Origin of the sequence: Shewanella benthica KT99 (assembly GCF_000172075.1) — a bacterium.
GTDB classification, from domain to species: Bacteria; Pseudomonadota; Gammaproteobacteria; order Enterobacterales; family Shewanellaceae; genus Shewanella; species Shewanella benthica_A.
Window position 1 is genome coordinate 1 of sequence record NZ_ABIC01000070.1, and the last position, 11,810, is coordinate 11,810.

Consider the following 11,810-nt stretch of genomic DNA (forward strand, 5'->3'; position numbering starts at 1 on the left):
ACATAAATCAATTCTACAGGCCAAAAAGAGGCGCGAATATACCATAGTTGAGCTATGCCTGCCATATGGATAGAGCCCTAAGGGCATTATTTACCCTCGTGTTTCGTTATAAAGTCACTCACTATCCGATTAAAAATGGCGGGTTTTTGTGCGTGTAGCCAATGGCCCGTTCCCTCTATCGTTTTAGCCTGAACTTGGGGGAATTGACTCATGATGGCTTGTCTATGTTCACTGGTAATATAATCTGAGTCGCCACCGCGAATAAATAGGGTGGGTTTGCTATATTGTAAAAAATCTTCGGCCTCGATGTCATTGTACCAAGCGATCAAGTCCCGATAGCTAGACTTTAGTCCTGCCAGATTCATTTTCCAGTTGAACCCTTGGTCGGTGCGTGACAGGTTTTTTAACAAAAACTGAGCGGTACCTTCATCTAACCCAGCAGCTAATAGTTGTTTGAGTGCCTCAGAGCGACTCTTTAAGCCGCTAAGATCGATACCCTCTAATCCTGAGAAAACCTGATCATGTCGTTGTTGATAACTCACCGGAGCGATATCGGCGGCAATCAGACTGGTCACTCTATCCGGATAGCTTAGCGCCGTTGCCATGGCTATCTTGCCGCCCATAGAGTGGCCAAGAATATGCGCGTGCGCTAATTGCAGACTGTCCATGAGTGTGATGACGGCTTGTGCCAGCAGTGGGTAATCCATTTTTTGCCAATGAGGGCTGAGTCCATGGTTGGGCACATCGACTCGCACGACTCGATGCCTCCCTTCCAAGCTTTTGCCCAGGCCCTTTAAATTATCCAGATCACCGAAGAGGCCATGAATTAAGATCACCGCGGAACCTTGGCCAGAAGAGATATAATGCATGGTAAATCCTGTCGACGTTTTTTAAGAGTGCAGATTGTGCCTGTAAACGAGGTAATTTAACAATCAAACTCGGATATAGGGACAATGCTTGCCGTCTTTTTGAGCAAACTCGTCATATTTTCAGGATCTAATGAGGATCTATGTCATTTTTACTGGTTTGGCACTTATTATAAGCCACAAGTTGGCATACACTTGCAACGGACATTTGAACGTTGATTTAAACAAGAACAGCCAAAATGTTCAGTGCGGACGCAACATTAATTAATTTCACTTAAGGAAGATTAAGGTCATGAAATATATCGAGGTCGATGAAGAGCTGTATCGCCATATTGCCGGTAAGACAGAGCGTATAGGTGAGAGTGCTTCAGATATCCTGCGCCGCTTGCTTGGGTTAGATGTCGAGTCTATCAATCATGACATGCCCGCAACCATAAGCCATCTCGGAATGGAGTCGGTTGCAGCTAAGCCTCAAGTCAAGGTTCAAACTGGCCATCAGCCACAATCGAATAAAGACTTCTCAGAGTGTATAGACACAGAGGAACTCGCGGCTCAAAAAGGGGCCGTGGGGCGTTTTCTGTTTATCTTAGAGGCCGTTTACCGCGCCGCGCCAGAGCAGTTTTCTCAAGTGTTACAGATCCAGGGTCGCGATAGGCTCTACTTTGCCACCTCAAGAGAATCCCTGCTTAAGGCCAGCAAGTCTGCCAATCCAAAAGAGATAGGTCAGAGCGGTTTTTGGGTGATCACCAACAATAATACCGCCAAGAAGCGTAATATTCTGACCGAAGTCCTACAGCAATATGGCACGGTTGAAGCGAAAATCGAGGCGATTACAAATAAGTTATAGCCTGTCGTATAAATGTAATAAGCTGAATCATCTGAGTATGAATTCAGCTTTTTTTTACCCATCATTAAAAATCAGCGTAATTAAGGACATGAAATTGAGCATTCATGAGCGAGCAGGGCAAGTTGCACAGCAACAGGACTTAGTGAATATTCCTAAGTTGATGAGTCACTATTTTTGCATCAAGCCAGATATTAAATTGGATGAGCAGAAAGTCTGCTTCGGCACGTCAGGCCATCGTGGTAGCTCGCTGATGGGCAGTTTCAATCAAGCGCATATATTGGCCATCACCCAAGCCGTTGTCGACTACCGTAATGGAGCCGGGATCAGCGGCCCCTTGTATCTGGGTATCGACACCCACGCCTTGTCACAAGCCGCATTTATCAGTGCGATTGAGGTCTTAGTGGCGAATCGAGTTAGCGTCATCATTCATCAAGATGAAGGCTTCACGCCAACACCTGTGGTGTCTCACTCGATCATTCAAGCGAACAAACAGCTAGATGCACTTAAGCCTGCATTAGCCGACGGTCTTATCGTCACGCCTTCCCATAATCCCCCACAAGATGGCGGCATCAAGTATAACCCGCCACATGGCGGTCCGGCGGAAGGAGAGATCACTCAATGGATCGAACAAAAGGCCAATCAGTATCTTGGGGATGAACTCGAGGGTGTCAAACGTCTCGACTATGCTGTGGCCATCGCGTCGCCGTTAGTGAAAAAGGCAGATCTAATCGCACCATATGTAGATGATTTAGATGCCGTTATTGATATGAAGGCCATTTCAGATGCGGGCATACGCATCGGCGTCGATCCTATGGGGGGCTCGGGCATTCACTATTGGGCAAAAATTGCTAAGCGCTACAACTTAGACATAAGCCTGGTTAATACCCGTATCGATCCCAGCTTCAGTTTCATGCCGCTGGATAAAGATGGCAAAATACGCATGGACTGCTCTTCACCCTATGCCATGGCGGGCTTGTTAAAGCAGCAAGATAATTTCGATCTCTGTGTTGGCAATGACCCAGACTACGACCGACACGGCATCGTGTGTCCGGGCTCAGGTTTGATGAATCCCAATCACTTCCTGGCGGTGGCCATCGATTATCTGCTGACTCATAGACCGCAATGGTCTGATGCATTGATCATAGGTAAAACCTTAGTCTCAAGTGCCATGATAGATAAAGTCTGCGCCCAGCACGACAAGCCACTGTGCGAGGTGCCGGTTGGCTTTAAATGGTTCGTCGATGGTCTCGCCGATGCAAGTTTTGCCTTCGGGGGAGAAGAGAGTGCCGGCGCGGCATTCTTAAGACGTGATGGCACCACCTGGTGTACCGATAAAGACGGCTTTATTCTGGCACTGCTGGCGGCTGAAATTCTCGCGGTAACGGGTCAGACACCCGCGCAAAGATATCAGCAACTCGTGGCGCTACACGGAGAGAGTTTTTATAAGAGAGTCGACAGCCCGGTACAAGCCGATAAGAAGGCCAAATTTGCTCAGGTCTTGAAAAAAGAGGTCAATATCCAGACTTTAGGCACCGAGACGTTGGCCGGTGAGTCGATATTAACTGTGCTGACCAAAGCGCCTGGAAATCATGCCGACATAGGTGGCATCAAGGTCATCACCGAGAATGCCTGGTTCGCGGCGCGTCCATCGGGCACCGAAGCCCTGTTTAAGATCTATGGTGAAAGCTTTATTAGCCAAGCCCATTTGGAGCAAGTCATCATTGAGGCACAAGCCATGATCGATGCGCTCTTAGCTTAAGGCTCAATAGAAGTTCCTAGGTGCTAGGCACTTCTATTAAAAAGAGATATGGCAACTGGGGAGATTGTTCTTCTGCAGATAGTTCTGGTGATACTCTTCGCCGCGATTAAATTCGAGTGCAGGGGAGATCTCAGTGACTATCTGTCTTACCCCCATTTACCCCCGTTGATCAGGGCCAGTTTCGATTGCTCAGCAATCGTTTTTTGTCCATTGTCGTGAAAAAAATGGCACTGCAACAAGAGAAATAGAATTTTATTTGATGCCTCGATAAATAGCTGACCTGTGGGTTAAGTGTTATTATTCTAAGCAATAGATTTATCGACAAAAAAGAAAGGTTCTTGCATGAAATTGCGCCATCTCGAGCCGCAATTGACTGGTGAGAATAATAAAGGAGAATTTTGTGCTAGAGGCGCTAATAGAGTCACAAGACTTTTTAACATTTACGTTAGATAACCCACATCACCTAGATGAAAGCGGTACATTTTCCATAGGTGAACACACTCAAGTAGAAGTGTGGGATACCGGGGTGATCGTATTTGAGCCAAAACATGCTCTAGGAAAGAATATCGTCCTCTCTTGTGCGGTACACGGTAACGAAACGGCCCCGATTGAGCTCTGTAATGATTTAATCAAGCACCTACTGCAACAAAAAATAATCGCCAATCACAGAGTGCTATTTCTGTTTGGTAATCCGCCGGCAATCATCAATGGCACCCGCTTCATCGAAGAAAATCTCAATCGTTTATTCAATGGTGCTCACTCTGCGGGTGAAGGTTTGACTAATCCGGAGCGTATTAGGGCGAAGAAACTCGAATTTTATGTGGATAAGTTCTTCTGTGCGTCTAGTGCCACAGAGCAAAGAATTCATTACGATCTGCACACGGCTATTCGTGGCTCAAAACATGAAAAGTTTGCCATTTATCCCTATCGTCCTGGTCGCAAATATAGCGCCGAGCAGATCATGTATCTCGAAGCTTGTGACATCGATACTGTCTTGTTCCATCATGAGCCGACCACGACATTTAGCTATTTTTCATCTAGACATTATGAGGCCGATGCATTCACCATAGAGTTAGGTAAAGTCTTACCCTTCGGCCAGAATGACATGACGCGTTTTATCGCCTTAAGAGAGATGTTGAATCGCTTGATCACCAATCAGGACTTAGCACTCGAAGAGTTCGATGTGAACAAGGTTAACTTGTATCAGGTCTGCCGCGCGATCAATAAAAGCTGCGATGATTTTGAATTTACCTTTGCCAACGATATCGAAAACTTTACTGCATTCCCTAAGGGTTACATCTTAGCCAAAGAAGGTGGCAGGGATATCAAGGTTGAACACGAGGTCGAGTCCATCGTGTTTCCTAATGCCAAGGTTCCCGTCGGTCAGAGAACCGTTTTATGCCTAAAGCCTGCCAGCATAGATAACATTGCTTAGTGCAGCAGCAATCTCAATTGCATGTAAAGCTAAAAATACGCCGCGAGTGACCGTTAGTTGTTAGTTAGGTCGGTAGAATGGTTGATTGCACGTTTACGTTAACGTAATGTCTTTCCCGCGTATTACAAGAATTGCTGATCTGCTCGACAAGAGCGGGTCAACTCATAACAAAGCACTCAGCTGATAAGAGATATAGTATGAGCAACGCAACAAGCGATAACGAGACGATTGTCCATAGCGTCAGTTTTCTCGACAGGGACTCAATTAACATCCCTATTTTAAAAGTATTGCAAGCCGACGGTACCGTTTATGACAACGCCGTACTGCCTGCAATTGATGAGGCATTGGCTCATCGAATCTACGATACCTGTGTCTTCACTCGCGTTTTAGACGAACGTATGTTGAGTGCACAGAGGCAAGGTCGCATCAGCTTCTATATGACATGTACCGGTGAAGAGGCCTCTATCATAGGCAGCACGGCTGCTTTAGATGATGGTGATGTCATCTTGGCTCAATATCGTGAGCATGCGGCTATCCGTTATCGTGGTTTTACCACTGAGCAATTTATGAACCAATTGTTCAGTAATGAAAAAGATCTCGGTAAGGGCAGGCAGATGCCCATCCATTACGGCAGTGCCGAGCTCAATTATCAAACCATCTCTTCTCCCTTAGCCACACAGATCCCACAGGCTACAGGCGTAGGGTATAGCTTCAAGATGCAAGGTAAGCGTAACATCGCCATCTGTTATTTTGGTGAAGGCGCAGCGTCGGAAGGCGATTTCCATGCTGGCTTAAACATGGCTGCAGTACTTAAATCCCCCACCATCTTCTTCTGTCGAAATAATGGTTACGCTATCTCGACGCCGACCAGTGAGCAGTTTTGTGGTAATGGCATTGCCAGTCGCGGCCCCGGTTACGGCATACACACGATACGCGTCGATGGTAACGATATGCTGGCGGTACTCGCCGCGACTCAGCAGGCTCGCGCCTATGCGGTAGAAAACCATTCGCCCGTGTTAATCGAAGCCATGACGTATCGCTTGGGTGCTCATTCATCGTCTGACGATCCATCGGGCTATCGTTCTAAAGATGAAGAGGCTAAGTGGCAACAGCATGATCCCGTTAAGCGTTTTAAATTATGGATGTTCAATAAGGGCTGGTTAACCGAGAAGCAAGATGCTGAAATGTACGAGAATTATCGTAAAGAGATCCTTGCAGAGCTTAAAGTAGCAGAGAAGCTACCTATGTCTATGCTCGATACCATCATTGAAGACGTCTATGACACACCAACCCCTCGTCTTAAGCAGCAGTTAACAGATCTTAAGAAACATCTTAAGAAATACCCAGATTCCTATCCAAACAGTAAAGGGAGACTCTAAGTCGTGGCTGAGATTAATATGTTACAAGCCATCAATGATGCGCTATCCATTGCTCTGGAGTCCGATGAAAACTCGATCCTGTTCGGTGAAGATGTCGGTCATTTTGGCGGTGTTTTTAGGGCAACATCGGGTCTGCAAGAAAAATTTGGCCGCGATCGTTGTTTCAATACTCCTTTGACCGAGCAAGGCATCGCGGGCTTCGCCAACGGATTAGCTTCCAACGGCATGGTCGCCATTGCCGAGATCCAGTTTGCCGATTACATCTTTCCCGCCATCGATCAGATCGTCAATGAAACCGCTAAGTTCAGATATCGAAGTGGTAATGAGTTCAATGTTGGTGGTGTGACCTTCAGGACGCCCTATGGCGGCGGCATTGCCGGCGGTCATTATCATTCGCAATCACCGGAAGCCTACTTTACTCAGACTGCGGGTCTCAAAGTGGTGGTACCTCGTAATGCTTATCAGGCCAAAGGCCTGCTATTGGCGTCGATTCGCGACCCCAACCCGGTAATTTTCTTCGAGCCAAAACGCCTCTATCGCGCCAATATTGCCGAAGTACCCGATGAAGACTATGAGATCGAACTCGGCAAGGCAGAAGTCGTCAGACAAGGTAAAGATATCACCTTACTCGCTTGGGGCGCTCAGGTGGAGATCGTCGAAAAGGCTGCCGATATGGCGGCTAAGAAAGGCATCTCTTGTGAGATCATCGATCTAAGAACCTTAGCTCCATGGGATGTTGACACCCTGGCGACTTCGGTCAAGAAGACGGGGCGTTTATTGATTAACCATGAAGCGCCACTGACGGGCGGATTCGCCGGTGAGATCGCGGCGACGATACAAGAGGAGTGTTTCCTTTACCTCGAATCACCCATCGCACGAGTCTGTGGTCTGGATACGCCTTATCCATTGATCCACGAAAAAGAGTATATGCCTGACGCGCTTAAGACATTCGAAGCGATTAAAGCAACGGTCAACTTTTAGGAGCCTGGAATGATTAAAGAATTTATTCTTCCCGATATCGGAGAAGGGGTTGTTGAGTGTGAATTGGTCGAATGGTTGGTGAGTGAAGGTGATATTGTCACCGAAGATCAGCCGATTGCCGATGTCATGACCGACAAGGCTCTGGTGCAAATCCCGGCTCCTCATGGCGGTGTCATCAAAAAACTTTACTACGCCAAAGGTGAGATAGCCAAAGTACATGCGCCGCTTTATTCAGTCGAAATCAGTGCTGCAGAGCAAGACGATGTCAATGACGAGGCGGGCAAGTCATCAGACAAGCAAGACTCTCATCACTCCGTTGAACATATTCCACTGCCAGAGCCGGTTCAAGTTACTGGCCAGGTGCACATAGAAGAATTCCTGTTGCCAGACATAGGTGAAGGGATTGTCGAGTGTGAGCTGGTGGAATGGCTAGTCAGCGAAGGCGATATAGTGGCTGAAGATCAGCCTATTGCAGATGTGATGACAGACAAGGCCCTGGTACAGATCCCGGCAATTAAAGCGGGAAAAATCGTTAAACTGTATTATCGTAAAGGCCAACTCGCAAGAGTTCATCAACCCTTGTTTGCGGTAGAAGTTGAGTCCGAAGAGGCCATTGACGCTACACCGGTAGCGACAGTCGACGATGCTGCTGAACCTGAGACTCAAGTGAATAGCGAGCCAGTCTCTCAAGGCAAGGCGCTCGCGAGTCCTGCTGTTCGGCGCATGGCCAGAAGCTTAGATATTGATATCTCCACCGTGAGTGGCTCAGGTAAAAATGGCCGAGTATATAAAGAAGATATCCAGCGTCATCACTCTGCTAGCAAGCTATCCTCAACTCAAGTTGAGTCGCTCGCTTCGGTCGATGAACTCAGATCCACAGTCGCCAGCACGACTCAGGCATCAGACCCTAGTGAGAATAGGGTAGAGCCTATTCGCGGCATTCAGGCTGTGATGGCCAAGATGATGATGGAGTCTGTATCGACTATTCCTCACTTTACCTACTGTGAAGAGATAGATTTGACTGAGTTGGTTAAACTACGTGAGAGTATGAAGAAAAAGTATTCAAACGATGAGTTAAAGCTCACCATGATGCCATTTTTCATGAAGTCACTGTCACTGGCAATTAAACAGTTCCCGGTAATTAACAGTAAAGTGAATGCCGATTGCACCGAGTTGACCTATTTCAGTCGTCACAACATAGGCATGGCAGTAGACTCTAAAGTGGGTCTACTGGTGCCTAATGTTAAAGACGTGCAGGATAAGTCGATATTAGAGATTGCCGCGGAGATCACTCGTCTGACTAAGGCGGCCCGTAGTGGTCGTGTTAGCCCTGGCGATCTTAAACAGGGCACAGTGACAATTTCCAATATAGGCGCCCTGGGTGGCACGGTGGCAACACCTATCATCAATAAGCCTGAAGTCGCCATTGTCGCCTTGGGTAAGATGCAGGTATTACCGAGATTTAACGCCGCAGGTGAAGTCGAAGCGCGTAAAATCATGCAGGTCAGCTGGTCAGGGGATCATAGAGTCATAGATGGCGGCACCATTGCCAGATTCTGTAACCTGTGGAAATTGTACTTGGAGCATCCACAAGAGATGCTATTGGCTATGCAGTAGCTCATAATCGGTATCTTGTACACTAAGAAGGGCGCATTAGCGCTCTTTTTTATGGCTTATAATTCATTTTTTAGTTAATTTTTCACTCATATTTACGTATAATCCCGCTAATAAGAATTACTCCTTGGTTTTAAGATGAGTCAGTCAGCCCCAAAAATTGAAGATATTCAATATATTTTTCCACCTAAGCCACTTCCATTAACCGAACTCGAGAAGGCGCGTTACAAGTCGCGTATCAAGCAGTTATTAATCGAAAAAGATGCCGTGCTCGTGGCTCATTATTATACCGATCCCGAGATCCAGGCCTTGGCTGAAGAAACCGGTGGCTGCGTATCAGATTCATTGGAGATGGCCAGGTTTGGTCGTGACCACCCGGCTAAGACTCTGATTGTCGCCGGGGTTAAATTTATGGGGGAGACTTCGAAAATACTCAGTCCGGAAAAGACGGTACTCATGCCGACCTTAGATGCCACTTGCTCGCTGGATATTGGTTGTCCTATCGATGCCTTCAGCAAGTTTTGTGATGCTCACCCGGATCACACCGTGGTGGTTTATGCCAATACATCGGCCGCGGTTAAAGCCCGTGCCGACTGGGTCGTCACCTCAAGCATTGCCCTGGAAATCGTCGAGCACCTCGACAGCCAAGGTAAGAAAATAATCTGGGGACCGGATCGTCATCTCGGTGGTTACATTGCCAAACAGACAGGCGCTGAGATGTTGATGTGGCAAGGCGACTGTATCGTTCATGATGAGTTCAAAGCTAAGGCGCTGCGGGAGCTCAAACTGCTGCATCCAACCGCTGCCATCTTGGTTCATCCTGAATCACCGGCGAGTGTCGTTGAGTTAGCCGATGCCGTTGGCTCGACCAGTCAGCTCATTAAGGCTGCACAGCAGATGGATAACGATAAATTTATCGTGGCAACCGATAGAGGCATCTTCTATAAGATGCAACAGGCAGCGCCTGATAAAATCCTTATCGAAGCGCCGACAGGTGGCAATGGTGCTACCTGTAAGAGCTGTGCTCATTGTCCTTGGATGGCCATGAATGGCCTACAGGCTATCGAAGCGTCATTGATGGCGACTGACACCAGTCAACATGAGATATTTGTCGATGATGAGTTACGTCAAGCCGCGTTAATCCCACTGGATAGAATGCTTAATTTTGCTGCCGAATTAAACATGAAAGTGAAAGGGAACGCCTGATACGGAATGTCACATTAACTGAAAAAACAGTAAATTCATGCAAGTAGTGATTAAACTTGATCTATATTAAACCGCCCTCAATTAGAGGGCTTTTTTGTGGCGTTTGTTCAAGTCTTATTGGAGCATTTGCACTAAACTCGCGCGTTTTGTCTGGTCTTGCTTGAACAAGGTCATTGCTATTTTTCTCATCACATTAAAAGCAAGCGGACCTCGGCCTTTACGGATCCGTGATTCATCTTCTCTGAATGTCATCTCTAACACCCAATGCATACTTTCTACTTGCCAGTGATTTCGCACAGAAGATAACGCCTGCTCTGCATTTAAATCTAATGAAGCTAATGTACCAACGTGTTTCAGTGGTCTCTTTACCTGTCGTTTTTTCATGTACGTCTGATGTCACTTTGATAATGCTTTTTAAGCCAACCCACTGATATTTATTATTTAACCAACTTTTATTAACCAGCACTTGCTGACAACGTCTTGTTTCAATTCACCCTGTAGACCAGAATGATGACCTTTAAGCGCTAGAATATAATCAGCCTTTTGCTTAACGATTAGCTTTGCTATCTCTTTTTGACATCCCATAGCATCGAGCGTGATGATGCTGACAACTCCAGGCGCTCACAGTATGAAGTGCAGTTTTGCCGTCAATGGCAATGACATCGCAACCAGTACCTTCTAGGAGAGAAGAAATCCAAGCTTGAAAAGCTTTCTCTATTTCATCCGCTTTTAATCGGCAGATAACACGGGCAATAGTGTCATGCCGAGGAATACCTGCTTTAAAAGGACGATACTGACGAAGCCAATCAAGCTTTAGATGTCCAAAGTTTTCAATGTCTTCCCATCCTTCAGAGCCTGACATAACCGCACTTATAGCGAGTAAAATAATCTCTAATAAGTTATGTTTTTTACAACGCTCAATACGGGGATCCGCAATCGAATCTCAGTTTACGAGTTAGGGCCGACACCAGTGATGAGCTGGGTCAACTGGGCAAGGCATTTAACCAGATGATGATGGATTTTGAGTATGTCATCTTAAGAGTCAGAGACAATAGCGCGAGCCTGTTAACGGCATCGCAGAAGATGGACACCTGCGCCACCTTAATGCAGCGAGATGTTGCCATTGGCCATAGCGAGTCTGAGCAGGTGGCCTCTGCGATGACAGAGATGAGTGCCACCGTACAAGAGATAGCCCAGAATACAGTGAATGCATCGGAAGCCTCTGCCGCGGCAAACATAGATGCTAAAGAGGGGCGTTTGGAAGTCAGCAAGACAGGGACTAGCATCGAGTTACTTGCCACTGAAATCGATGCTGCGTCGCATGCGATTCATAATCTAGACAATGACATTCAATCCATCGTCAGTGTGTTGGGCGTGATAAGCAGCATTGCAGATCAAACCAACTTACTCGCACTTAACGCGGCTATCGAAGCCGCCAGAGCCGGTGAGATGGGCCGCGGCTTTGCCGTGGTGGCCGATGAGGTGAGAAGTCTGGCGCAACGTGCTCAAGCTTCCACCGAAGATATCCGCACCATGACCGAACGCCTCGAGTCGGGCGCTAAACTCGCGGTCAATGCCATGGAGAAGGGCAAGGCTCAAGCCGAGATCAGTGTCACGGAATCACGTAAGGCAGGTGAAGAGTTGGATCGCATCGTCACTGAGGTCGGAGTCATCGACAGCATGAACGATCAGATAGCGGCGGCGACTCACGAGCAGTCAACGG

8 protein-coding genes and 3 pseudogenes are annotated in these 11,810 nt (G+C 47.1%); 8 read left to right on the plus strand and 3 right to left on the minus strand.

Annotated elements, in window-relative coordinates:
• Window positions 1-86: 86 nt before the first annotated feature.
• Window positions 87-869, minus strand: a complete 783-nt coding sequence (locus KT99_RS18865) for an alpha/beta fold hydrolase (protein WP_005503410.1) — start codon at window positions 867-869, stop codon at window positions 87-89.
• A gap of 289 nt (window positions 870-1,158) precedes the next feature.
• Between KT99_RS18865 and seqA the strand changes: the two genes are divergently transcribed.
• Together seqA and pgm are read left to right on the plus strand one after the other, a co-directional pair.
• Window positions 1,159-1,713 carry a replication initiation negative regulator SeqA gene (gene seqA, locus KT99_RS18870; protein WP_005503412.1) on the plus strand — a complete coding sequence of 185 codons (555 nt, stop codon included), beginning with the start codon at window positions 1,159-1,161 and terminating at the stop codon, window positions 1,711-1,713.
• 94 nt (window positions 1,714-1,807) lie between these two features.
• Entirely contained in the window at window positions 1,808-3,472 is a 1,665-nt protein-coding gene (gene pgm, locus KT99_RS18875) for a phosphoglucomutase (alpha-D-glucose-1,6-bisphosphate-dependent) (RefSeq protein WP_040572222.1), read from the plus strand.
• 36 nt (window positions 3,473-3,508) lie between these two features.
• On the opposite strand, the pseudogene KT99_RS21230 reads toward pgm, so the two are convergent.
• Window positions 3,509-3,696 (minus strand): annotated as a pseudogene (locus KT99_RS21230) (peptide-methionine (S)-S-oxide reductase); the annotation flags it as partial.
• A gap of 176 nt (window positions 3,697-3,872) precedes the next feature.
• Between KT99_RS21230 and astE the strand changes: the two are divergent.
• From astE to nadA, 5 genes are all read left to right on the plus strand, one after another.
• Window positions 3,873-4,907, plus strand: a complete 1,035-nt coding sequence (gene astE / locus KT99_RS18880) for a succinylglutamate desuccinylase (protein ID WP_005503416.1) — start codon at window positions 3,873-3,875, stop codon at window positions 4,905-4,907.
• Window positions 4,908-5,104: 197 nt separating this feature from the next.
• A complete protein-coding gene (locus KT99_RS18885; protein ID WP_005503418.1) occupies window positions 5,105-6,286 on the plus strand; it encodes a thiamine pyrophosphate-dependent dehydrogenase E1 component subunit alpha in 1,182 nt (393 codons plus the stop codon).
• Window positions 6,287-6,289: 3 nt separating this feature from the next.
• Entirely contained in the window at window positions 6,290-7,267 is a 978-nt protein-coding gene (locus tag KT99_RS18890) for an alpha-ketoacid dehydrogenase subunit beta (RefSeq protein WP_005503426.1), read from the plus strand.
• A gap of 9 nt (window positions 7,268-7,276) precedes the next feature.
• Window positions 7,277-8,884 (plus strand): dihydrolipoyllysine-residue acetyltransferase, encoded by a 1,608-nt coding sequence (locus KT99_RS18895; protein WP_005503428.1) that lies wholly within the window; start codon window positions 7,277-7,279, stop codon window positions 8,882-8,884.
• A gap of 135 nt (window positions 8,885-9,019) precedes the next feature.
• Window positions 9,020-10,087 carry a quinolinate synthase NadA gene (gene nadA, locus KT99_RS18900; RefSeq protein ID WP_005503430.1) on the plus strand — a complete coding sequence of 356 codons (1,068 nt, stop codon included), beginning with the start codon at window positions 9,020-9,022 and terminating at the stop codon, window positions 10,085-10,087.
• Between the two features lie 126 nt (window positions 10,088-10,213).
• On the opposite strand, the pseudogene KT99_RS21235 reads toward nadA, so the two are convergent.
• Window positions 10,214-11,024 (minus strand): annotated as a pseudogene (locus KT99_RS21235) (ISAs1 family transposase); the annotation flags it as partial.
• 2 nt (window positions 11,025-11,026) lie between these two features.
• Here KT99_RS21235 and KT99_RS18915 point away from each other — a divergent pair.
• Window positions 11,027-11,810 (plus strand): annotated as a pseudogene (locus tag KT99_RS18915) (methyl-accepting chemotaxis protein); the annotation flags it as partial.